The 24,039-nt window shown below is 60.7% G+C and carries 14 protein-coding genes and 7 pseudogenes; 14 read left to right on the plus strand and 7 right to left on the minus strand.

The window, feature by feature from the left end; all coding sequences use genetic code 11:
* Positions 1-10: 10 nt before the first annotated feature.
* Positions 11-934, minus strand: a pseudogene (locus GYH34_RS20465) (IS3 family transposase); the annotation flags it as partial.
* 80 nt (positions 935-1,014) lie between these two features.
* On the opposite strand from GYH34_RS20465, the pseudogene GYH34_RS22075 reads away from it, so the two are divergent.
* Positions 1,015-2,268: pseudogene (locus GYH34_RS22075) on the plus strand (IS110 family transposase); the annotation flags it as partial.
* Between the two features lie 72 nt (positions 2,269-2,340).
* On the opposite strand, the pseudogene GYH34_RS20475 reads toward GYH34_RS22075, so the two are convergent.
* A pseudogene (locus tag GYH34_RS20475) lies at positions 2,341-2,903 on the minus strand (ATP-binding protein); the annotation flags it as partial.
* Between the two features lie 311 nt (positions 2,904-3,214).
* Between GYH34_RS20475 and GYH34_RS20480 the strand changes: the two are divergent.
* Both GYH34_RS20480 and GYH34_RS22080 read left to right on the plus strand, forming a co-directional pair.
* Positions 3,215-5,428: a putative capsular polysaccharide synthesis family protein gene (locus GYH34_RS20480; RefSeq protein WP_161915416.1), complete on the plus strand. Its 2,214-nt coding sequence runs from the start codon at positions 3,215-3,217 to the stop codon at positions 5,426-5,428.
* Between the two features lie 93 nt (positions 5,429-5,521).
* The gene (locus tag GYH34_RS22080) at positions 5,522-6,193 is read left to right on the plus strand and encodes a hypothetical protein (RefSeq protein WP_244635425.1); all 672 of its coding nucleotides are present in this window, start codon (positions 5,522-5,524) and stop codon (positions 6,191-6,193) included.
* Between the two features lie 338 nt (positions 6,194-6,531).
* On the opposite strand, the gene gmd is transcribed toward GYH34_RS22080, so the two are convergent.
* The gene (gene gmd, locus GYH34_RS20490; protein ID WP_161915418.1) at positions 6,532-7,521 is read right to left on the minus strand and encodes a GDP-mannose 4,6-dehydratase; all 990 of its coding nucleotides are present in this window, start codon (positions 7,519-7,521) and stop codon (positions 6,532-6,534) included.
* Between the two features lie 230 nt (positions 7,522-7,751).
* Here gmd and GYH34_RS20495 point away from each other — a divergent pair.
* Positions 7,752-8,825: pseudogene (locus tag GYH34_RS20495) on the plus strand (ISAs1 family transposase).
* Between the two features lie 381 nt (positions 8,826-9,206).
* Here the strand turns inward: GYH34_RS20495 and GYH34_RS20500 are convergent.
* Positions 9,207-10,100 carry an IS110 family transposase gene (locus GYH34_RS20500; RefSeq protein ID WP_348983931.1) on the minus strand — a complete coding sequence of 298 codons (894 nt, stop codon included), beginning with the start codon at positions 10,098-10,100 and terminating at the stop codon, positions 9,207-9,209.
* A 603-nt stretch (positions 10,101-10,703) separates the two neighbouring features.
* Between GYH34_RS20500 and GYH34_RS20505 the strand changes: the two genes are divergently transcribed.
* The 4 genes from GYH34_RS20505 (at position 10,704) to GYH34_RS22085 (ending at position 16,285) form a co-directional block, all read left to right on the plus strand.
* Positions 10,704-11,345 carry a hypothetical protein gene (locus GYH34_RS20505; protein ID WP_161915419.1) on the plus strand — a complete coding sequence of 214 codons (642 nt, stop codon included), beginning with the start codon at positions 10,704-10,706 and terminating at the stop codon, positions 11,343-11,345.
* A 317-nt stretch (positions 11,346-11,662) separates the two neighbouring features.
* Positions 11,663-15,529: a glycosyltransferase gene (locus GYH34_RS20510; RefSeq protein ID WP_244635426.1), complete on the plus strand. Its 3,867-nt coding sequence runs from the start codon at positions 11,663-11,665 to the stop codon at positions 15,527-15,529.
* 51 nt (positions 15,530-15,580) lie between these two features.
* Positions 15,581-15,706, plus strand: coding sequence for a helix-turn-helix domain-containing protein (locus tag GYH34_RS20515; RefSeq protein WP_161915420.1), 126 nt, complete (start codon positions 15,581-15,583; stop codon positions 15,704-15,706).
* A gap of 150 nt (positions 15,707-15,856) precedes the next feature.
* Entirely contained in the window at positions 15,857-16,285 is a 429-nt protein-coding gene (locus GYH34_RS22085; RefSeq protein ID WP_244635427.1) for a transposase, read from the plus strand.
* On the opposite strand, the gene GYH34_RS20525 is transcribed toward GYH34_RS22085, so the two are convergent.
* Positions 16,177-16,410: a hypothetical protein gene (locus GYH34_RS20525; protein WP_161915458.1), complete on the minus strand. Its 234-nt coding sequence runs from the start codon at positions 16,408-16,410 to the stop codon at positions 16,177-16,179. The genes GYH34_RS22085 and GYH34_RS20525 overlap by 109 nt on opposite strands.
* Before the next feature lie 2 nt (positions 16,411-16,412).
* Positions 16,413-16,535 (minus strand): annotated as a pseudogene (locus tag GYH34_RS20530) (transposase domain-containing protein); the annotation flags it as partial.
* Positions 16,536-16,633: 98 nt separating this feature from the next.
* Here GYH34_RS20530 and GYH34_RS20535 point away from each other — a divergent pair.
* The 3 genes and pseudogenes from GYH34_RS20535 to GYH34_RS20545 form a co-directional block, all read left to right on the plus strand.
* On the plus strand, positions 16,634-17,035 hold the full coding sequence (locus tag GYH34_RS20535) for a transposase (protein ID WP_244635428.1): 402 nt from the start codon (positions 16,634-16,636) through the stop codon (positions 17,033-17,035).
* The gene (gene tnpB, locus GYH34_RS20540; protein ID WP_161915421.1) at positions 17,032-17,385 is read left to right on the plus strand and encodes an IS66 family insertion sequence element accessory protein TnpB; all 354 of its coding nucleotides are present in this window, start codon (positions 17,032-17,034) and stop codon (positions 17,383-17,385) included. Before GYH34_RS20535 ends, tnpB begins: the two co-directional genes overlap by 4 nt.
* A gap of 49 nt (positions 17,386-17,434) precedes the next feature.
* Positions 17,435-18,400 (plus strand): annotated as a pseudogene (locus GYH34_RS20545) (IS66 family transposase); the annotation flags it as partial.
* A gap of 57 nt (positions 18,401-18,457) precedes the next feature.
* On the opposite strand, the gene GYH34_RS20550 reads toward GYH34_RS20545, so the two are convergent.
* Positions 18,458-19,129, minus strand: coding sequence for an IS6 family transposase (locus GYH34_RS20550; RefSeq protein ID WP_161915422.1), 672 nt, complete (start codon positions 19,127-19,129; stop codon positions 18,458-18,460).
* Between the two features lie 161 nt (positions 19,130-19,290).
* Between GYH34_RS20550 and GYH34_RS20555 the strand changes: the two are divergent.
* The 3 genes and pseudogenes from GYH34_RS20555 to GYH34_RS20565 all read left to right on the plus strand — a co-directional run.
* A pseudogene (locus GYH34_RS20555) lies at positions 19,291-19,664 on the plus strand (transposase); the annotation flags it as partial.
* Between the two features lie 737 nt (positions 19,665-20,401).
* Positions 20,402-22,564: a type I secretion system permease/ATPase gene (locus GYH34_RS20560; protein WP_161915423.1), complete on the plus strand. Its 2,163-nt coding sequence runs from the start codon at positions 20,402-20,404 to the stop codon at positions 22,562-22,564.
* Complete coding sequence (locus GYH34_RS20565) at positions 22,561-24,015, plus strand: HlyD family type I secretion periplasmic adaptor subunit (RefSeq protein WP_161915424.1); 1,455 nt, start codon at positions 22,561-22,563, stop codon at positions 24,013-24,015. Before GYH34_RS20560 ends, GYH34_RS20565 begins: the two co-directional genes overlap by 4 nt.
* Positions 24,016-24,039: the final 24 nt, after the last annotated feature.

A 24,039-nucleotide genomic window follows, 5' to 3' on the forward strand; every position in this document is an offset into this window, starting at 1 on the left:
CCCCGAAGTTTCATCCAGCGGCGAGTTGAGTCCCGGCGGTTGATACGCCCGCGGGCGTGGGGTGAGCAACAGGCGATCGGCGGAGCTGGTCCGGATTGCGCAGCCGATCGCCTGTTGCGGTGAGCGCGGCCGCATAGTCCGCTGGCGTCGCATAGCCGAGGGAAGAGTGCGGGCGCCGGTGGTTATAATCGTGAACCCAAGAGCGAACTTTCTCTCTCGCATGGTCGAGGCCGAAGAACAGCGTCTCGTTGAGCAGCTCGTCCCGCATGCGGCCGTTGAAGCTCTCGCAGAAGCCGTTCGGCATCGGCTTCCCCGGCATGATGAAATGCCATTCGATTTTGTTCGCCTCCGACCAGGACAGGACGGCGTTCGAGGTGAACTCCGTCCCATTGTAAACGATCATGCCGGGCTTGCCGCGCCTTTCGATCAGCGCCGACAGCTCGCGCGCAACCCGCTTTCCGGAGATCGACGTGTCCGGGATCGCCGCCAGGCATTCGCGCGTCGCGTCGTCGACGATGTTGAGGATTCGGAATCGTCGGCCACTGGCGAGCTGGTCGTGCACGAAGTCGAGAGACCATCGGGCATTCGGCTTCGCCTCGACGAGAATCGGCGCCCGTGTTCCCACGGCGCGTCGGCGCGCGCGGCGCTTCCTCACCGTCAGCCCTTCCTCGCGGTAGAGCCGATAGATGCGGTTCTTACCCGAGCGCTCGCCCCGCTGACGAAGCAAGACGAACAGCCGCCGGTAGCCAAAGCGCCGACGTGCATTGGCGAGATCGCGCAGCTCGGCGCGAAGCTCGGCGTCGGCCGCGCGCGTCGACGTGTAGCGCGCCGTCTTGCGGTCGATCGCGACGATCCGGCAAGCCCGACGTTCCGACAGGCCCATGACGGCCTGAAGGTGCGCGACGGCTTCGCGCTTGACGGCGGGCCCTACCATTAATGAGATGGCCCGCCCCGGCTCCCCGAGATCCACGATAATGGCGTCGTGGCTGATTCGAATCGACAGGGAGAGCCAACATGCGCAACCGACCTCTTGATGCAGCTATCTATGGAATCGATCTTGGAAAAAATCGTTTCGACGTTATCGGCTGTGATCGCACGGGAAAGCCGATCCAGCGGTTAAAGCTGACGCGCCACACGCTGTTTCCCTTTTTCTCAGCGGCGACGAAGGCCTTGATCGGAATGGAGGCCTGCCCTGGCGCGCAATGGTTGGCGAGGAAGCTGAGCGAGATGGAGCATACGGTTCGCATTATCCCGGCGCAGTTCGTGAAGCCGTTCGTTAAGTCGAACAAGAACGACGCTCGCGATGCCGAGGCTATAGCCGAAGCGGTGACGCGTCCAACGATGCGGTTTGTCGAGATCAAATCCCCAGCGCAGGTCGACCTTCAGGCGCTTCATAGAATCCGAGATCGAATCGTCGCGAATCGAACCCAGCTCATCTGCCAAATGCGGGCATTTTGCCTCGAATATGGCGTGGCGATCCGTCAGGGCGCCGGCGTTTTCAAGGCCGATATCGGGCGCGTCATCGGTGATGAGACGAACGACCTGACGCCGACGATGCGCGAGTTGCTCACAGAGCTCTGGGAGGAGTTCAAGGCTGTCGACCTGCGAATGGCTACGGTCAGTCGACAGATAGAGACCGCCGCCGGACGAATGGATGCCGCTCGCCGCTTGATGACGATCCCGGGTATCGGCCCCCTCGAAGCGACCGCTCTCATGGCGGCAGTCGGAGACGGGCGGCAGTTCAAGACGGCCCTTGAGCAGGCGCGTGACGACATCGCTCGCAGGCGTCGACGCTGGCGATCATGGCAGGAACGCCTCGACCCGCAGCGCCTCGTCTTCATCGACGAGACCTGGATCACAACCAACATGACGCCGCTGCGCGGCTGGGGGGCCAAGGCGTGCGCCTACGCGGTTTCGTTCCCCACGGTCACTGGCGCACGCTGACCTTTCTCGGCGCGCAGCGTCATGACCGGTCTCGCCGCGCCTTGCGTCTTCGACGGCCCGATCAACGGCGAAAGCTTCCGCGCCTATGTCGAGCAGCAACTCGTCCCGGCGCTCCGACCCGGCGATATCGTCATCATGGACAATCTCGGCAGCCACAAGTCCGCGGCCGTGCGACGCGCAATTCGAGCCGCTGGCGCAAGGCTCTGGTTTCTGCCGCCCTATTCGCCCGATCTCAACCCGATCGAGCAGGCCTTCACCAAGATCAAGCACTGGATGCGGCAGGCCCAGAAGCGAACGATCGACGACACGTGGCGTCACATCGGCAGCCTCGTCGAAGCGATCGACAATTCCCGAGTCCGGCGGGCACGGCGATCAGCCGGCGATAAGATCGGTATCTCAGTTTTTTGGCGGTCGTCCGCGGCGTCGGAGCGTCGGCGGATCGGAGCCGGCTGGATGCCGGCTCTTGTCCGAACATGCTTGCGCAGGCGATAGCTCGAGCCTTCGATCTGGAAGACGACGGCATGGTCCAGGAGGCGGTCGAGAACTTCGGTGGCGACAGCGGTGTCACCGAAGGTGTCGCCCCATTCCGCGAAACCGCGGTTCGAGGTGAGAATCATCGAGCCTTTCTCATAGCGAGCGTTGACGAGCTGGAAGAACAGATTGCCGCCGCCCAGCGTTACCGGTAGACAGACGATCTCGTCGACGATCAGCTGCGCGAAGCGGCAGAAGTATCCAATCTTTTCCCGCAACGTTCTCTGGCGCTCGGCCCTGGCGAGGACCGCGATGATGTCGGCGAGGGAGGTGAAGTGGACACTGCGGCCGGCTTCGACGCCGAGCGCCAGGCCGAGATGGGTTTTCCCCGTGCCGGGCGGTCTGATGAGATGGACGGCTTCGTCGCGATCGATGAACTGCAACTCGGCGAGCGCCATGACGTGGCTCTTGTCGAGCGAGGGCTGAAAGAGTTTGCATGCATCGCGTGTGGACCAACAAGACAGATCAGAGCTTCTCCGCCATGATTCATCTCGCCGCCGCCGTGATAAACTCACGATGAATCCCAACAGGCGCTAGCGCGCCAAGCAGGAAATATGGCTACTCATTTCGAGAGAGTATCCCCGTCTCCCGCCGTTTGTACCAGAGGCCGCACAAAGGCCTGTGTAATTACAACGGAAATGACCGGGACAATGGCCGGCGATTCCCGGTATGATTGTCATTCTGGAACGACCAATGAGCCGCGAACTGCCTCGTCGCTTTCAACTCGAAAGACAGGCCCGTGATTCTTGTCCTCACCTATGCAAAGGTCTGCACCACGTCTCTATACCACCTGCTGACGAAGCGCTTTCCTGGCGATGTGTTTCGCAGCCATGGTCTGACCGCCTGGACGCACGAGCCATTGGAAGCGTTCGTCGAAGCGGCGTCCGGCAACACCGCAGGCCTGCGCACGGTGCTGGACAATGCGGCGAGCCTGGAGCGCCTCGATCGCGCGCGGACGACTGGGGAGACGGTGACGCTCATCAGCGGCGTCCGCGACCCCATTGCCCGCTCTCTCTCGGTCGCCATGCAGAATCTCGAGGTCGCTTTCGCGGACTGTCTCGGTCCGTCGGCCGAAGCCACCGCCGAGGCTGTCGCGGCGCGCGTCTGCGACCTCTGGCTCCGCGACACGCCAGACGGCGATCCCGGCAGGACTTTTCTTGAGCGGATGATCCGTGCACCGCTCTATTGGTTCGAGGAAGAGATACGCAAGCCATTCGGATTCGATCTGCCGGTGCAGGCGTTCGATCGCGCCCAGGGATATTCGATCCTGACCCGGGACAATTTTCGTCTGCTTCTGTTCCGCCACGACAACGCTCCTGCGGCGATCGAAAAGGGCCTCGCAGAGCTTTTTCCGGGCATGGATGTCACCCTTCCTCACGACAACATCGGCGTCGAGAAGCCGACCTCTGACATCTACCGCGCCGTGCAGGACTGTTTCCGGCTGCCACGCTCGGCGCTCGAAACGATTTACGCCCACCCCGACGTGAGCGCCTACTTCGGTGAGGACGAGATCGTCGTCGCCATCGATCGCTGGGCGGAGGTTGCGCCACATCGCTCATGGGCTCCCCCGCTGCCGCCCGCCGCGCCGCGCCAAGCGTTCGTGGCGACGGTTTTCATTCCGCTGCACAACCACGCCGAATGGATCGGCGCCCAGCTCGACAGCCTGTTCTCCCAATGGCGAACAGATCTCGAGCTGCTGCTGATCGACGATGGCTCGGCCGACTGCAGTCTCGCCGTGGCGCTGGAGCGGCTGGCCGGCCGGCCCGAGGTGGCGGCGACCGTGATGCGAAACGGAAAGGCGATCGGCCATGGCATGGTGCCGATCATCGCCGAGCTCTCGAGGGCTCCGCTGCTCATTCAGGCGGACAGCGACGATATCGCCTTGCCCGGCCGGCTCGACGCGATCGTCGAACATTTTGCCGCGCATCCTGATTGCAAGCTGCTGACCTCCAACGCGGTTCTGCTGAATGAGAGCGGCGTTCCGGTCGGCCTGCTGGATGCGCGCCTTCCGGACGCAGTCATCGACGATCCGATAGAGTTGATCGACCTACAAAACGAGATCTACTGGCTGGGCGCGACGTCCGCCTTTCACCGCTCGATCGTTGAGGCTTTCCCCCCGCTCGACCCCGAACTCGTCGCCTATGGTCTCGATCTCCTGACCGGATTCAGGGCGACGCTCCTCGGCAGCCATCATTATCTGGCCCGTCCCATGGTCGGCTGGCGCCAGCATTCCCGCAACAGCCACCGCTTGATCACGGCCGGCGAGGACCCGGCGGCGATGGAACATCTGGCTGCGCTACAGGTCATGGTGCGGGCGCAGCGCTTGCGCGACTTAAGATGGCTGCACACGCAGGGAATGCTCAATTCCGCGCGGGCAGCGGCGATCGACGCGCGATGGCAGGCGGATTTCATGGCGAAAGCCGACGAGTGGATCCGGCTGCGCAACCGCCTCACCGGGACGCATGCCACGCCGCGCCCGCGGGCAGCCGCAGGAACGACCGTGGAAAGGCTGATCGCGCCGACGCCTCCCATCGTCACCCTGCAGCGGGGGCTCGAGTGCCCAGTGGAACAAATCGACCGGATTCTGTCCCGCTGGCCCGGTGTTTACCAGAACGGCGGACCTTCGGTCTGGACCGGCCGGCAAGCGGTTATCGTCTTACGGATACCCGACCCCGAGGCACGGACTCTGGTCGTCACACTGGCCGGGCTGCCCTACTTCGATCGGCAAACGGTTTTCCTGTCCGTCGATTTCGGATCCCCCATCGAGACCACGCTAATCGCGGGCCAGGCGAGGAGAGTTTCCGTGCCGATCTCGAGGCGGGCGAGTGAGGCGGGCGATCTCGTGTCGCTGATGTTCAGTGTTCCCGAAGCGTCGACGCCCGAGACATTCGATCCTTCGAACAGGGACCCTCGAATTCTCGGCGTGGCGCTATTCGCGTTCCGAGTCATTTGACAGCAGGCATCTGACTGAGGAAAATTACGCCCGGGTTCAAACGTCGGGGAGACCTCCGCTGGAGTCGGAGCCAGCAATTCCTGCGCCAGCTGCTTGAACGAGGCTCCGCCCGACTACGATGCGCGGTCTGATGTTCGATCGATGCGGGGGAAACGCGATGGTGCCGTCCGGCATGTCACCCCGGACGACGGCGTTGACGCCGATTCGACAATCATCGCCAATGGTTACCCCCGCGTAGATTCGCGCGCCCATGCCGATCATGCACCGCTTTCCAACGCGTACGTCGCTTGCCAGTGTCGCGTGGGGCAGAAGAACGCTGAAGTCGCCGACTACGACGCGGGCACCCAGTACATTGTGCGTGAACAGATGGACGTGTCTGCCGAGGACAACATCGGTCACGACCGAGAACGGACCGACATATGCACCATCTCCCATCTCAGCGTGGGTCGAAACGACCGACGAGGGATGGACGATACGTGGCCACCGGCACCCGCGCAAGGCTGGCCGCTCGCGGATCGCCGTCGCCACATCCGGATCGGCAATGGTGAGGAAGGCGTCAACGCTCGCTCCGTCAACATCGTCGATGGAACCTACGTCATGCCCGAGCACAGTCCCCGCGGGCCGATCGTCGACGATCCCGCGGATAGCGAATCCAGCCGCTTCGAGGATGCAAATAAGGTTGTGAGCATTCCGGCCGCCACCGATCAAAAGCAAACCGCCCGGGATGACGTCGGACAGGGGGATAGTGCAGATCGTAGACATTGACTCCCTCGATAATCGGAGACGTAGACGCCCGGACAATTCGACCTGACCGATCCGCTGTCGGGGCGGATCACGCGGCGAACCGGATGCCAGCCGGCGTAGCCCTGCTCTGCTGGGGTCGACTTTCTACAACCGCAACGAGACTCGTCGATTAACCTCCGACGCCCATGACAGCATCGACGCGCGAGGTTGCCGGCCGAAACCTTCCAGAGTCAAGCCATAGCGCTCGGCCCGATTGCCGTTGGAAGGGTCAGGGGGAGAGTCGGCTCTGACGAACCAGGTGCCGCGGGTCGCTAATATGCGTTCGTAGCAGGTCGTGGATGTGGACGTGGGTTCCACGCTCATCGTGTCGCCGAATCCTGCCGCAGCCGCTCGAGATCGGCGTCCACCATCTCGCGGATGAGCGCATCGAGCGAGGTCTCCGGCGCCCAGCCCAGCGCCTTGCGCGCCTTGGAGCTATCGCCGAGCAGAACGTCCACTTCCGCCGGGCGGTAGAATTTCGGATCGATCACCAAATGCGCCTCCATGTCGAGGCCGGCATGGGCGAAAGCGATGCGGCACATGTCGCGGACTGTGGTGGTGACGCCCGTCGCAACCACATAATCGTCCGGCGTCTCCTGCTGCAGCATCAGCCACATGGCCCGCACATAATCGCGCGCATGGCCCCAGTCGCGCTTGGCGTCTATGTTGCCGAGGCGCAGCTCTTTCGCGAGGCCGAGCTTTATGCGCGCCACGCTATCCGTCACCTTGCGGGTGACGAATTCTATGCCGCGCAACGGGCTCTCATGGTTGAAGAGAATGCCCGAGGAGGCGTGCATGCCGAAGCTCTCGCGGTAATTGACCGTGATCCAATGGCCATAGAGCTTGGCGACGGCGTAAGGCGAGCGCGGATAGAAGGGCGTCTTCTCGCTCTGCATCGGCTCCTGAATGAGGCCGTACATCTCGGAGGAGGAGGCCTGATAGAAGCGCGCGCCGGGGGCGCCGAGCCGCAGCGCCTCTAGCACATTGGCGACGGCGACGGCGGTGATATTGGCGGTGAGAATGGGCTGGCGCCAAGAGGAGGCGACGAAGGATTGCGCGGCGAGATTGTAGACCTCGTCCGGCTTCACCTCCTGCACGATGCGCAGCAGGCTGGAGAGATCGCCGAGATCGCCGTCGAGCAGCTGCACGTCATTGGCGACGCCGAGCCAGCGCAGGCGATGGTCCTCGACGCCGCGATGCGAGGAGCGGCGGATCACGCCATAGACTTCATAACCCTTGCCGAGCAGAAGCTGTGCGAGATAGGCCCCATCCTGTCCGGTAATGCCCGTCAGCAGCGCGCGTTTCGACATAAAACAACCTCGTTATGATAGGTAGGATTAGGGCATCCGGCCTGGCGCGCGACATCGCTTCCGAGCTATTACTAAAGTCGATGTTTGCGATGAAGGGATAAGCTCCACTTACTCCTGCCGTCATACAATGGGCAAGAATTTCTAGCAAGGTGATCGCTCGAACGCGAGGGGGAGTTTCGGCGCGGGAGTTGCCGTGATTCATAGAGGGCCTCGCATCATTGAGGCCTTCGATGTCCAAGAGCAGCCTTCTCGACCATTTTTCCGCCCTCGAGGACCCGCGCCAAGCCTGGAAGGTCGTCTATCCCTTGCCGGAAATTCTGCTGATCGTCCTGTGCGGGACCATGGCCAAGGCCGAGGATTTCTGCGAGAACCAGCGCTGGGCCAGGCAAAAGCTCGACTTTCTGCGGCGTCTCCTCCCCTTCGAGAAGGGCGTCCCCTCCCATGACGCGCTCAACGATCTGATGAACGCTCTGCCGGCCTCGCTCTTTTCCGAATGATTCACCAAATGGGTGGAGAGCCTGCGCGAGAGCGCGCCCGACATTGTGGCGATCGACGGCAAAACCTCGCGCCGCGCGCATGGCAAGGACGGCTCGCCGCTGCATCTGGTTTCCGCCTGGGCGTCGCGTCAGCGCCTCGTGCTCGGCCAGGAAGCGGTCGACAAGAAGAGCAACGAGATCGTCGCCATTCCGCTGCTGCTCGAGCGCTTGGAGCTCTCTGGCGCGCTCGTCGCCATCGACGCCATGGGCTGTCAGCGCGAGATCGCCGAGAAAATCCGCGCCAAGGGAGCCGATTATCTTCTCTCCTTGAAGGACAATTGGCCGACGCTCGCCGAGGATGTGCGCCTCTATTTCGAGCGCGAGCGCGCGGCCTGCGACATTCACGAGACGACCGACGGCGACCACGGGCGCATCGAGCTTCGCCGTCATTATGTCTCTCACACGGTCGACTGGCTTTCCACCGACCGCCGCTTTCCCGGCAAGCCGCGCTTTCCGGCGCTCGCCATGATCGGCATGATCGAGGCGACGATGGAGCGGGACGGAAAGACGAGCGTGGCGCGCCGTTACTATCTCTCCTCGGCGCTATTGTCCGCCAAGCAGTTCGCCCACGCAGCCCGAGCCCATTGGGGCGTGGAGAATGGTCTCCACTGGGTTCTGGACGTGTTCCACGACGACCTGATGCGTCTTGGCACCGAGAACGGGCCCGCCAACATGGCGACGATCAAGCACGCCGCTCTCAACCTCATCAAGGACATCCCCGATAAGGCCAGTCTCAAAATCAAAAAGAAAACCGCCGCCTGGCCATAACCCAACCCTGGCGCTGAGGTTCAAGCGATTCCCCCTCGTATGGGGGCTCCGGTGTCAAGGACGAAAAACATTCGTTCATTCCGATCGTTGGCGAACTCCGATACTCACGGCGAGGGTCTCCTCGCCAACCTCGTATTCGGTGGGACGTTTCATCCCGAACCACGATCCCGCATGCGGGAGTGGAGTTCCGCGCGGCGGCTCCACTCTGAGAAACGGCGCTCTTGAAAAGAGTCCTGGGGAATCGACGGCTTCCGCCGACCTTGGACCGGAATGCGCGAGACGACGTCGCTTACGCCGCCTTCATCGTCGCGCCCTCCGGAATGACGCCGTCCTCGGCAAAACGCCACAGCGCGACGAGCAGCTTGCGCGCCATCGCCACGATCATGTCTTGGCGACGCGGCCCTTCGCCTCGTTCACCCGCCCATGAAACCATTTCGCCAGCGCGCTTTCCGGCTGGAACCGCAGCCAGAACCAGGCGAGCTCCACCAGGCACGCCCGCAGCCGCCGGTTGCCGTCCTTGCTGATGCCCTGCTCCCGTGCCATGCCGCCGCTCGCAAAAGGCGTCCCCGTCAGACCGGCGTAGGAGCCGAGCGCTCGGCGATTGGAAAAGCACCGACAGACCCCCTCGCGAACCAGCAGCGTCGCGCTCTCGACGCCGATCCCGCGCGGGCCGCTCAATTCGCGGATTATCCGCTCGCTCGCATCCGACGGCTCATCCTTCTTCACCACCGCGTCTCGCGCGGTCTCCACCGCCTTGATCTGCGTCACGACCAGCTCCAGCCGGTCGAGCAGACGCTCGATCCACGACAGCGCCGCCCCGTCCGGCTGCCGCAGCTCGGCCAGCTGCCGGCGCCGGTCGCGACGAAGCCTTTTGAAGCCGCAAATTCCCAAGTTCGCCAGAATGCCGTCGATCTTGTTCAGGATCGACCGACGTTCGCCGGTCAGATCCTCCCGCTCCCGATGCGCCCGCCGCGCCTCCTCGTCGGCCTCGCTCGGCACGGGAACCATCGAGCACACACGCGGCTCGCCCCGCAGAAACGCCAGCAGCGTGGGCAGCAGCATCTCGGCGTCGATCGCATCCGTCTTCGCCCGCCGCGCCCGCCGATCCACCGGCAGGCTCGACGCCTGCATCACATGAACCTCAGCCCCGCGCCGCATCAGGAAGCGCGCCAGCCAGAAGCCGCCCCGGCCCGCCTCATGCGTCAAGACCACCCGCGCAACCGGCTTGCCGGCCGCGGCGCTGCGCGCCTTTATCGTCTCGAGCAGCGACGCCAGAGTTGGATCGTTCGGCTCGACCGTATATTTCGTGTGTTTGCGCGAGCCCGGGACTTAGACCGCGACGGCCCATTTCTTCGAACTCAGCTCCAATGCTCCGATCAGCATGCTATCGTAATCCAGAGCGGCGGCCACAGGCGCTTGATCCACAATCGGGCGCATCTTCGGGATTCCTTTCGGTTCGAACGACACACCGAACCCTACCCCGTCTCGGCTGTCGCTCGCCCCCATAGAATCTGATCTGATCGAGCGGGTGTGTCGTGGTGGAATGGCCAGGGCACGTGTTCGCCGTCGACGGGATCGCAAAGAAACGGACGAGATGCCACGCACGGGAGCGGCCATCCAGTTCTGTGAGGGCGAAGCCAAAGGGCGAGGTGCTCGATTGCGATCACTCAACCTGCGCAGGGTGTTCGATTAATTAGCTTTGAAACCCCGCCAATCGACTGTTGCTCACCCTACCCCTTCCGGCGTATCAGGACTGGGGCGTAACTCGCCCCGGACGAACAGGGACCGGGGTGGCGATCACGCGTCGCGAAAATGCGATTTGACTTGATCGAAAAACTCATCCTCTCGAGATGCGAGAGGCAAGCTATGGAGAGGCGATTGCTCAAGAGGCTCAGCCAAATGATAGCAGTTTGGACCTTTCGCAACGAAAAGGCCGCTGCGCACTGCATCCGGTTTGGGGGCAGTGTTGCGGGTGCTGTCGATCAGTGCGACGAAAAGCGCGTTCGTGGATGGATTTGTGACCTCAAGCGTCTCGACATCTCTCTCGACCTCGAAATCCTGCTCGATGGGAAAGTCGTTATGAGCACAAGGGCCGACCTCTATCGCGACGACGTCGCCGCGTTGGTAAGCGACAATGGACGCCACGGCTTCGACTGCAAAGTGGATGCTTTTGGTGTAACAGCTTCCAAGGTCCGCTTGGTGTCGGTCCGATTGACCGACCGCCCAAACTATTTGCTGGGGCCATTCAAACTCGCACCGAGCAAGCCCTCAGCCGATTTGCAAGTGCTCGATCATATGCTCGCTGATATTTTGGTTCGATTAACCGAAATGAACGAGGAGACCTTGCGTAGATTTGACGCTACCCAAGCGGCAATCGATGACTTGCAGTCAAAGCAGGCTGCTCTTGGTGCGAAGGGAAGCAATGATATTCAACGGAGCAGTGCGTCGCTTTACGAGATTTCACGTTGCGGAATTTCGCGCGCGGGGCAATTTGGAGTTCTTCTCGCGGAGGACGATTAAGTCATAATGTTCTGATATCTCAAGTTAGGCATGCCAAACTAGCGACCTTCTACCAAAAGTAGTAGCGTGTGTGCCGTGCTTTGCGGTGCCTTGGCTTCTAAATCGTTTGGGCTGGGCAAGTGGCGCCGAAACCCTCTCCGCGAATCTTTTGAGCGCTTGCTGCCTAGTTCAATAAGCGCGATTCCCCTTTAGTGAGGGCTAGGCAGCGCTGAACGCACCATAAATTGTGCTCAATCCGCCAGGAATATGGATTGCATAAAGTATGGTCTCCAGGCAAAATGCTGTAATCTTGACGAAGATGAGGATGGACGAAAACCATGCACGAACCTCGCGTTTTTCAGTTCCACTCCGGCTCTTCTGTCGGCGATGCCGTAACAAACTCTATGCTGTACATAAAAGAGTTGCTTGAGCTTTATTCGGTTCAATCGGAGATATTTGTAGAGCATCGAGATGAGCGCCTCGCTGATCAGCTTCGCCTTATTGGTGAATTTAGGCCGCGGCCATCTGATGTTTTGATTATCCACCATTCTATGGGTCACGACATCATGCCCCTTCTAGCGGGGCTGAGGTGCCGAAAAATTTTGCTTTATCACAACATTACGCCCAGCTATTTTTACGAGCGTGGGTCGTTCACGCGCCGGTATGTCGCAATCGGATTGCGATTGCTTGACGAGTTCCGTGCCTTCGTCGAAGGTGCGATCGGAGATTCTGATTTGAACTGTCAGGAATTGCGTCGACGCGGGTTCGAAAATCCGGTAAAAATTCCTGCGCTAAGGGATTTCTTGGCGCTACGCAACTACGAGTTCAATCCGGTGCCTCACTATTACGAGGCTCCGCGCTACCAGCTTCTCTTTGTTGGTCGGATCAACCCGAACAAAGGGCAGCTATTGCTCATAGACTTTCTCAAGCGCTACGCAGATGCGTTTGATCACCCGCTCTACTTGACTTTGGTCGGTAGCTTGAACAAGGGCGACGCTTACGCAGAAAAGCTATTGAAAGCATTAGAGGAGTCTGGTGTTCGGGATCGCGTGCTGATCACTGGGCACGTCTCCGAGGCCGATCTTCTGGGTCACTATCGAGCGGCCGACGCTTTCGTTTGTTTCAGCGCTCATGAAGGCTTTGGCGTGCCCCTGTTGGAGGCGATGGCTTTCGACGTGCCGGTTATTGCCGTGGATTCTGCCGCCGTTAGCGACACTCTTGGAGGGGCCGGTATTTTGCTGAAGAGCCCTCAGCCCGAGGAGCTAGCGGACCAGCTTCAGTGGTTGTTTTCCGATCGGGCGAACCGGCGGCAAGTGCTGCGTGGCCAACGGAAAAGGCTCGCAGATTTTGAACGCTCTCGCGTTGCCTCGCAATTGATCAATTTCCTCACGCCGTTCCTGCCAGCAGATGTCAAGCCGTGCTTGCATGAGCTCGCATCTGAAAACGGCGGTCAGGAGCGTCCAGTCCAAGCGCGCGCTGCCAAGCATCACTATCTGATCGAAGGTCCTTGCGAGACGAGCTACAGCTTAGCAATCGTGAACAGGAATGTGGCTCTAGCTCTGGACGCTCGCAGCGATTGTGCTGCGACGTTATTTCCCGCAGAGGGGGTGCCTGGATACAGACTGAATGAAGATGCGCTCCGTGCGACCCCCGAAATCGTGCCCCTTTTGCAGCCCCTGCCTTATAATCCAGACTGCATTGCCGTTTCCATTCGAAATGTATATCCAATGAGACCAGCCGGCATGCTGGGGGATTTTGCGTTGTGCGGTATCGCCTGGGAGGAAACGGAGATCTCCGAGCAATTAGCCGCATTATTAAACAGGTATGTCGATGGGGCGGTCATGTGCTCGGAATATGTGCGGACAGTGTTTCGCAATTCGGGCGTTCGAGTGCCTGCCCGGGTTTTTAGCCACGGCGTTGATCATTTGCCCCCGGCAAACTTGCCTACTAAGCAGAGTTCTTATCCATTTACGTTCTTGCACATCTCTTCCGGTTTGGAGCGTAAAGGTATCGAAGAGCTGTTCACCGCTTATGTAAGCGCATTCTCACGCTCGGATAATGTAGAACTTATCGTCAAAAGCTACCGTAATTCAACCAATGTTGTCCAACATTGGTATGACAGACTCGTCGTTGGTCGTGACGATGCTCCTGTCGTGAAAATGATTTACGATGATGTACCCGATACGGCTCTACCGGGTCTTTATCAGGCGGCAGACGCGGTGGTGCTGCCAACGCGCGGAGAGGGGTTCTGTCTTCCCGCAGCCGAAGCAATGTTCTACGGGACGCCAGTGGCGATCACTGGCTTTTCTGGACAGATGGAGTTTTGTAAAAATGACAATTGTTATCTCATCGACTATGAATTCGAGCCGGCGGCAAGTCATCTTGGTGTGTCCAACGGCATGTGGGCAAAGCCTAGCGTGACGGATCTCGCGGTCAAGATGCGTCAATTATATAATCGGGGAACTGAGATGAGGCAAAAGATCGTTTCGGCTTCGGAAACTGCGTCCAAGCTTACCTGGGGCGCATCAGGTGATAAAATAGATAATTTCGTCAATTTCCTTGAGAGCGGTGCAGTTCAGCGCCGTAGGCTAAATATTGGTTGGGTCACAACCTGGAACACAAAATGCGGCATCGCCACTTTTTCAGAATTTATTCTTCCCAATTTGCCGGATGATCAGTTTAACGTACTTATTCTCGCGAATCATTGGCAAGGCCTGAGAGAGGACGAGCCCAATGTACGACGATGCTGGACGCATCGAGGGGAGCCGCTCGACGGTCTCGTGAAGACGGCTTTGGCGGAGAGCTGCGACATCGTGGTTTTTCAATATAACTACGGTTTTCACACCCTCGCAGACTTGAGCGAGGCCATAGTTGCCCTGACTGCCGCCAGCGTCGATGTTTATATCGAGTTTCATAAGACGAAGCCGATCACCATCGATGGAGTAGAGGAGTCGATCGCGGCATTCGTCACTCAGTTCGCGAAGGCGTCGCGAATCATTGTACACACAATCGAAGACGTCAATCGACTAAAGGAATTTGGCCTTGTCGATAATGTCGTAAAGATTCCTCATGGTGCTATGCCTTCGACGCAACTTAAAAAGGAGACTGTTCGCGAACTCCTTGGATTCGGGCAACGGAGTCCGATTATTGGTTGCTACGGCTTTCTTTTGCCTCCGAAGGGCATCCAACAGCTCATCATGGCCTTCGCCATCATCGCACGCAAGTATGTTGATGCGCTGTTGGTGCTTACGAACTCCGTGAACGATGACCCTTCTTCAGGAGCGGAAAGAGATAGATGCGTTGATCTAGTTGAGAAGTTGGGCCTGAGCGGGCGGGTTCTGATGGTCAATGATTATCTCGAAACAGACGAGACGATGTTGCTGTTGGAAGCTTGCGATATCATCGTCTTTCCCTACCAGCGGAGCGGCGAATCCGCGAGCGGCGCAGTGCGCTATGGATTGTCGGCCCTGCGGCCCGTTGTGACGACGCCGTTGGCAGTGTTCGAGGATATAACGGAACTCGTTGAGCAAACAGGCGGGTATTCATCGCAAGAAATCTTTGCGAGCATCGAGCGACTGCTCAACGATCCTGCGAGGTGCGAGGAACTGATATCAAAGCAAAAGCGTTGGCTTGAGAAAAACAGCTGGGATGCTGTGTCCGCACGTATCGCCAATATGATGATCGGCGTGTATCAAGATCGGCGGAATGTGATTGTCAAGCCGGTTCTCCCCCAACAAAGCGTGGCAAAGTCCTCGCCACTGTTCGAGGACTGGATGCAGAAGATCGGTGATTACGCCTTCGTCCGGATCGCATATCAGCGCACTCTGGGACGTGATGTCGACCAACAATCTGTCGAACACGCCACACGTTCGCTCGCCGAGGGTGCGATGACGCGCCAAGACCTAATCGCTTCGTTGGAAAATTCGGACGAAGGCCGAGCCCGAGAGGCGCAAAGAGTGCTCCAGAAGCAAAGAGAAGATAAATGTCTGACAGTCCAATATTCGAAATTTTCCCAAACGACAAATGAGGAATTTGTGCACGCGATCTATTTCCAGCTCTTGGGACGTAGCTGTGATGCCGGCGGCTTCCGCGACGCGATGTCTTATCTGGAAGATGGCGGGGACCGGATCGTGCTTGTGAAGAGCATATTGGACTCCACTGAATTTATTGCGAATAATCGGCCGATACGGGTGATATTTGACTAGGGCCTGTTGGGTTTCAGGATTCCCATTTTTAGCTTGGCGTGATTCAAGCTTTTGCTGCGGCTCGCCCATGACGGGCTGAGCGCGCGGGAGATCGGGCGGCGGCTCGGCGTGGCGCGGAGCACGGTGCAGGATTATTTGAAGCGGACGGCGGCCGCGGGGCTGATCTGGTCGCGGTAGGGACGTGAGTTTCCTCACGCCCCCGCACAGATCCGTACGTGCGGAATTAGGGTAAGCGCCGTTTTTGCCCCATTGATTTTTCGGGTTCGAAGGATTTTCGGATGTGAGATTCTTCTGAGGGACAGCCATGTCTCTGGAGGGATCCGAAAGATGAACGAGAACGCGACGGTCGATACGGCTTTTGGCGCGGGATTTGTGGGACGTGTGGATTTTCGTCGTTCACGTTCAGGCAATCGGCTGTGGTCGAAGGAGCTGAAGGGCCGGATCGTGCGAGAGAGCCTCGCGCCTGGAGCGCGCGTCGCCGATGTCGCCCGCAAATATCGGATATGCGCGCAGCAATTGACGCAATGGCGCCGGCAAGCGCGCACCGGGCGGCTCGCGCTGGTGACCGACGGTCCTGCGGAGTTCGTGGACATCGAGCTCGAGCAGCGTAAGCATCCGGCGTGGGCCGCAGGCGATAGGCTGAAGCGTCAGGCGCCAGCGCGCGACTTCAAGTCTTTGTGGATTTCGATGAGTTCGACGAGAGTTTCGATGCCGAAGTCGGTGAATGCGAGAACGCCGTCGTTTCCGATGCCGTAGACCCAGATGACGCCGTCCTCGGTGTCCATTTCGAGAGCGACGTCGTGGATGAAGTCGACGCTCTCGCCGAGGCGCTCTGCGACGCGTTCGACGGTCGTGACATGATCGACCTTGTTGACGTGCATGCTCAGGCCGCCAGCGCCGATGCGCGCGGAGCCGACGCTCGCCAGTTCCACGGCAGCAGTTCATCGAGCCGATGCGCTGGATGTCCGGCGATGCGCGAGAGAACGTCGGCGAGCCAGGCCTGCGGTAAGCGCCGTTGCGACCCCATTGATTCTTTGGGTTCGGAAGGATTTTCGGATGTGAGATTCTTTCGAGGGACAGCCATGTCTCTGGAAGGATCCGAAGATGAGCGAGAATGCGACGATCGATTTTGGCGCAGGATTTGTCGGACGTGTGGATTTTCGTCGTTCACGTTCGGGCAATCGGCTGTGGTCGAAGGAGCTGAAGGGCCGGATCGTGCGAGAGAGCCTCGCGCCTGGAGCGCGCGTCGCCGACGTGGCCCGCAAATATCGGATATGCGCGCAGCAATTGACGCAGTGGCGCCGCCAGGCGCGCACCGGGCGGCTCGCGCTCGTGACCGACGGTCCCGCGGAGTTCGTGGAGATCGAGCTCGAGCAGCCGTCCGTTCGTAATGAGAGCGATGCGAAGATCGAGATCGTCGTCGGCAAGGTCGTGTTGCGGCTGGAGCAGGACACCGCGTCGACGCGCATCGCCGAGATCATGACGGCGCTGGAGCGCGGCGCGTGATCATTCCCTCGCAAGGGTTGCGGATCGTGCTCGCCGTGCGTCCCGTCGATTTTCGTTGCGGGCATGATGCGCTGGCCGCTCTGGTGCAAAACAAGCTCGGACTCGATCCGCATTCCGGCCTCATCGTCGTGTTCCGCTCGAAGCGAAAGGATCGCTTGAAGATTTTACTGTGGGACGGAACCGGACTCGTGCTGATCTACAAGCGTCTTGGCGATAACGGTTTTTCTTGGCCGCAGATCAGCGACGGCGTCCTGCAATTGAGCCGGGTGCAGTTCGAAGCTCTATTCGACGGGCTCAACTGGAAGCGCGTCGGCGAGCGGATCGTGGCGACGCCGACCGCGGCGAACTGATCGCAACTTCGGCTTCATTCGGCGCCTTGCTTGCGATAGATTCGCCGACATGACGCCGAGCTTCGATCCCGCCAGACTCGCAGAGCTTCCTGCCGATCTGCGCGCCGATCTGCGCGCATTGTTCGAAGCTCAGCGCGCCATGCTCGAAGCCGAACGCATCCGCGCCGATCATGAGCTCGCCGCGCGCCTTCACATCGAGAGCGAGCTTGCGGCGTCGAAGGAGACCGTCGAACGTCTGCAATTGCTCGTCAAGGAATATGAACGCGCGCGTTTCGGCAAGCGTTCGGAGAAGCTCGATCCCGATCAGTTGCAGCTCGTTCTGGAGGATATCGAGATCGCCATCGCCGAAGTCCAGGAGCGCGAGGACGATCGCGCGCGCCGCTCGGGGCGCCCGGCGACGAGCGAGCGCGCCGGCCGCGCCGCGCGCGCCTTTCCTGCTCATCTGCCGCGCGTCGAGCGTGTGATCGAGCCAGAGAGCCTCGCCTGTCCTTGCGGCTGCGGCCTGATGGTTCGGATCGGCGAGGACCGCTCCAGCCGCCTCGACGTGACGCCGGCGCAATATTGCGTCATCGAGACCGTGCGGCCCCGCTACGCTTGTCCGAATGGATGCGCGGGCGTCGCCCAGGCGCCGGCTCCCGCGCATCTGATCGAGGGCGGCGTCCCCACCGAGGCGCTGCTGGCGCAAGTGGCGGTCGCCAAGTTCAGCGAGCACATGCCGCTCTACCGTCAATCACAGGTCTTCGCGCGCCACGGGATCATGCTCGACCGCGCCGTTCTGGCTGATTGGATGGGAACGACGGCCTTCCACCTCGCGCCGATCGTCGAGCGCATGAGCGCACTGATGAAGCTGTCTGGCCGTCTATTCATGGACGAGACTCGGGCGCCGGTTCTCGATCCCGGCCGCGGCCGGACCAAGACGGGCTATCTCTGGGCCGTTCTGCGCGACGACCGCGGCCATGGCGGCGCCGATCCGCCGATCGTGGTCTATCATTACGCGCCGGGGCGCAGCGGCGAGGGTTGTGTCGCAAATTTTGTCTACGGAAGCGACGCCGGCTTGTGAGAGTGACACGGCTCACGCCGCGAGGGCATAGAACTGCTGCGCAGGACGCAATTCGCCCCTGGTCTGCAACTGGTCCTTTCGGATCATATGCATGAGCTCGATCCCAGAGAGTGTCGCAGCAGCCGAGCGAAATGATTTGAAACCCAACATCGGCCGCGTCACTCGCTTCACCGCTCGATAGTCCTGCTCGACGATATTATTGAGATATTTGATGCGGCGGATTTCGATGTCCGCTTCATGCTCCACATTGTAGCTTTCGATCGCCGCCGTGTTTGCGCCGCTCTTGTCGATCGTGATCTTCTCCGGCTTGCCATGCTGGCCGATCGCCTTGCGTAAGAAGCGCAACGCGGCTTTGCGGTCCCTCTTGGCGGTCAACAGAAAGTCGACTGTCGCGCCTGCCTTATCGACGGCCCGATAGAGATATTTCCAGCAGCCTTTGACTTTCACGTAGGTCTCATCGAGACGCCAGCTGGATCCGATCGCGCGCTTGCGAGCACGGAACTGTTTCTCCAGCAAAGGCGCATACTTAACGACCCAGCGGTTGAGAGTGGAATGGTCGACTTCGACGCCTCGCTCTTCCATCATTTCCTCGAGTTGACGATAGCTCATCGGATACGCCACATACCAGCGGACGCCCCACAAGATCACGTCGCGTTCAAAATGGCTGCCCTTGAAATCGATCATTGCACTATTCCGCCTGCCCACCGCCCGGCGATCATAGCCCCGACCGACCCGCAAGAAAAATTCGCGACAGAGCCGGAAAGGGTGCGCGCCTCGCGCCGCAGTCGTCGCATCGCTCGACATAACCGCCGAACTGGCACACGCCCATCGTCGGCGCCTGTCGGACGCCGGCGGACGGCCACGCCGAGCGCATCGCGGTAATTCACCTGATCGAGTCGCACGCCGATTGGCCGAGGACCATCACACTGGGCGCCGACAAGGCCTATGACGCCGACGATTTCGTCAACGAATTGCGCACGATGAAGGTCACGCCGCATGCCGTACAAAACAACAACGGGCGCGCCTCGGCGATCGACGGCCGCACGACGCGCCATGTGGGCTACGCCGTCAGCCAGCGCATCCGCAAAAAGATCGAAGAAGGCTTTGACTGGATCAAGACCGTCGCCGGATAGGAGCAGACGCGCTTCCGAGGCTGAGAACGGGTCGCTTCGCCTCGGCGGCCTACAATCTGGTGCGATTGCCGAAACGGATGGCGATGGCGGATCGTCGAGGCCGACCTCTGGGATCGCGACGATCTCGACCTCTGCGGGCAAGCGGGATCGTCATCGGCGTCGACGGACGTGGCGAAAACGCCTTCGGCGCAATGCAGGCGACCCTCAACCTCGAATACGCTCCGACCTCGATCGCTTTCACATGGATCGGCTTCGACGAAATGGATGAAGTCTCCGGCCAAGTTCTATGAGATCACGGAAGCCGAACGCTCGAAACAGATTCCAGCACACGCCGAAAACAAACGTCGCACCGTCGAACGGCGGAATTCGCAAAATTCGCATTACTCGCTACCCTGGCTCGATTGCGTCTCACCATGCTGACAAACCTGCACGTGACATTCGTAACCGGCGACGAAAAACAGCTTGAAACGGCGCCTCGAGTAGGGCAGTAGAAATACGCTGGGTCCGGCTCGCATGTCGGCGTCGGCCGCGAGGAAGTCGTGTCGTGTCATGAAATATATCGCGATTAAATAATTCCCACCGCTTTCGATTGAGCAAGAATGACTTGCCTTCCTGACATCTCTGGCGACCTTGCTAGACGCCTCGGCGCTTCCGCGCTGGCGCATCCGGTCGCTTCTACTCTGATGCAATCGATGGCGTCCTCGCATCGCCTCATCGCGGTCTGTCCGAGTGGGCGTTCGATCAAAGTGTCGGCGTTCCTCCCTTGCGTCGCGTCCGGCGCGGATAGCGCAGGATTCGGCGTTTCGATTCGACTGCGGCGTTCATGAACGAGACTCTCCGGCCCGGGGCCGCAGCCGTCAGCGTCGACTCCGGCCTTTCGGCCCTATGCGGCGTCGCCGCCTATTACCGGATCGTGGCGGATCCGGCGCATATTCGCCGAGAGCTCGCGTTGCGCGACGGGCCGGTGAGTTCTCAGGATATCGTGCGCGCGGCCCTTCTGATTGGCCTCAAGGCGCGCATCATCGCCGATCCCGACAAGAACCGCATCGGCGCTCTACCGGCGCCGTCGATCGCCCGAATGCACGATGGCTCGTTCCAGGTGCTCGGCGGGCGGCTCCCCTCCGGCAACTATCGGCTCGTCGATCCCATCACCCGCATCGACCGCGAGCTGCCGCTCGAACGGCTCGTCGAGGAGATGGGCGGCGAGGCGATCCTCGTCTCCCGTAAACTCGGTGGCGCCGGTGTCGATCCGCAGACATTCGGCTTCAAGTGGTTCCTGCCCTCCATCTGGCGCTACCGGCGCCCGCTCGCGCACGTGATCGCCGCCTCCTTCGTCGTCCAGATCTTCGCGCTCGTGACGCCGCTGTTCTTCCAGGTGGTGATTGACAAGGTGCTCAGCCACAAAGGCTACGACACGCTCTTCGTCCTCGTCGGCGGCCTCGCCGTCATCGGCCTGTTCGACGTCGTCCTGCAATATCTGCGCAGCTATGCGCTGTCGCACACGACCAACAGGATCGACGTCGAACTCGGCCGACGCCTGTTCTTTCATCTCTTCCGCTTGCCGATGAGCTATTTCGAGACCCGCTCGGCCGGACAGACCGTCGCGCGCGTTCGCGAGCTCGAGACCATCCGCTCCTTCCTCACCGGACAGGGATTGTTCTCGGCGCTCGATATCTTCTTCACCATTGTCTTCATCATCGTCCTCTTCGCTTATTCGTGGAAGCTGACGCTGATCGTGCTGCTCTCGATCCCGCTCTATCTGCTCATCGCGCAATTGGTTCGCCCGGCGCTTCGCGAGCTGATCAAGGAAAAGTTCAATCGCGGAGCCGAAAGCCAGCAGATGCTCGTCGAGGCGATCGTTGGCGTGCAGACCATCAAGGCGGCGGCCGTCGAGCCGACCATGCAGGCGCAATGGGAGGAGAAGCTCGCCGCCTATGTCTCCTGCTCCTTCGACGCGGGGCTGGTCGGCGCGGGCGGGCAGAGCGCGATTCAATATGTGAGCAAGCTGACCAGTGCGGCGCTGCTGCTGTTCGGCGCCAAGGCGGTGATAGACGGCGAGCTGTCGGTCGGAGAGCTGGTCGCCTTCAACATGATCTCGGGACAGGTCGCCCAGCCAATCCTGCGGCTGTCGCAGATCTGGCAGGACTTCCAGCAGGTGCAGATTTCCATCGATCGGCTCGGCGACATTCTCAATATGCCGACCGAGCCGCTGAATGTCGCGCACTGCCAACTGCCGCGGGCCAAAGGCGCGATCGAGATGCGCAATGTCGCCTTCCGCTATCGTCCCGGCGCGCCGGAGGCGCTCAAGAATGTCTCGTTATCGATCCGACCGGGCGAGGTCGTCGGCGTCGTCGGACGCTCGGGCTCGGGAAAATCGACGCTCACCAAGCTCATTCAGCGCTTCTATCTGCCCGAGGAAGGACAGGTGCTGGTCGATGGCGTCGATCTCTCCCAGGTGAGCCCGGCTTGGCTGCGCGCGCAGATCGGCGTCGTGCTGCAAGAAAATCTTCTGTTCAACCGCTCGATCCACGACAATATCGCGCTCTCCAACCCCGCCATGTCGCGCGCGCAGGTGATGGCCGTGGCGCGGCTCGCCGGCGCCGACGAGTTCGTCGGCAAGCTGCCGCGGGGCTATGATACGGTGATCGAGGAGCGCGGAGCCAATCTTTCGGGTGGCCAGCGGCAGCGTATCGCCATCGCCCGCGCGCTCGCCATGAATCCGCCGATCCTCATCTTCGACGAGGCGACCAGCGCGCTCGATTACGAGAGCGAGCGCGTGATCCAGAAAAACATGTTCGAGATCGTCAAAGGCCGCACTGTCATCATCATCGCCCATCGGCTTCAAGCGGTGCGTCCCTGCGATAAGATCATCGGCATGCACGAAGGACGTATCATCGAGGTCGGAACGCATGACGAGCTGCTCGCGAAAAAAGGCGTCTATGCGCATCTTTGGGCGTTGCAGAACGATCTGACGAGGGCGGGATGACGATCTGGAGCCGCTTCGCCGACAAGCAGAGAGACGCGGTTCGACAACGCATGACGCGCTCCGATCAGGAATTCCTCCCGGCGGCGCTCGCCATTCTGGAGACCCCGCCTTCGCCGATTCAGATCGGCTTGTTGTGGAGCATCTGTCTGCTGGCGGTTTTCGCGATCGGTTGGAGCTATTTCGGCGAGATCGACATATTGGCGACGGCCCAAGGAAAAATCCAGCCGTCCGGTCGCGTGAAGACCGTGCAGTCTCTAGAGATCGGCAAGGTCGCCGTCGTCCACGCAGAGAACGGGCGGCATGTCGCGGCTGGAGACGTTCTGGTCGAGCTCGATCCGACCGAGGCCGCGGCGGATGAGACATCGTCAAAGGCGGTGCTCACCGCCTTTCGCGCCGAGTGGCTGCGGCGCAAGGCCGCTATCGCCGCAGCGGAGCGACGCGAGGTCGCGCAGGCGCAAAGGATCGACTGGTTTGACGATATTCCGATCGACACGCGCCGACGCGAGCAGAGAGTTCTCGAGGGCGATTTGTCGCAATTGCGATCCTCGGCGCAGAGCTTCGAGGCTCAGATCGTCGAGAAGCATGCCGAAGAAAAGCGCCTCGAGAATACGATCGTCGCGCAGGAGCTTCTCGTCGAGACGTTGCGGAAGCGCGTGGACATGCGGGCGGCGCTGGTCGCGCGCAAGGCGATCGCGCCGGCGAGCCTTCTCGATGCGCAGGAGACGCTCCAGAATCAGCAGACGGCGCTGGCGACGCAGAAGGGCCAGCTTCTCGAGGCGCGCGCCAATGTCGACGTTCTCACGAAGGAGCGCGAGAAGGCGTTCGAGAGCTTCATCGCCGATAATGCCCAGAAATTCGCGGAAGCCGGGCGTCAGGTCGACGATCTCGAACAGAAGGCGTCGAAGGCCCATGCAAAGACCGATCATATGACACTCATCAGTCCGATCGCCGGCACGGTCCTCGGCCTCTCCATCACATCGAAGCACCAGGTCGTCTCGCCGGGCGAGGAGCTCATGCGCATCGTCCCGGACGACGCCGGCCTCGAGATCGAATGCTATGCGGAGAACAAGGACGTCGGCTTCATCCAGGCGGGTCAAAAGGCGGTGATCAAGATCGAGTCTTTTCCTTTCACGCGCTACGGCTCTCTCGACGGCGCCGTCTCCCGCGTGGCGCGGGACGCCATTCCGGAGCCGGACGCGCAGGCGGCGGAAGCCAATCCGGCCAAATCCCAGAAGACGAGCTATTTCGGCGGCGCGCAGCGCGTGCAGAATCTGGTGTTTCCGGTGACGGTGGCTCCCGAGAGGCGGTTCATGAGCGTGGATGGCGTAGATATTCCCCTCTCGCCGGGAATGTCCGTGTCGGTCGAAATCAGGACCGGCAAGCGGCGCATTCTCGAATATTTGTTCTCGCCGCTGGTCGAGACCGCGTCGCGGGCATTGCGTGAGAGATGACGAGGAGGCGTCGACCCCGACGGG

Origin of the sequence: Methylosinus sp. C49 (assembly GCF_009936375.1) — a bacterium.
In the GTDB taxonomy this organism is placed as follows: Bacteria; Pseudomonadota; Alphaproteobacteria; order Rhizobiales; family Beijerinckiaceae; genus Methylosinus.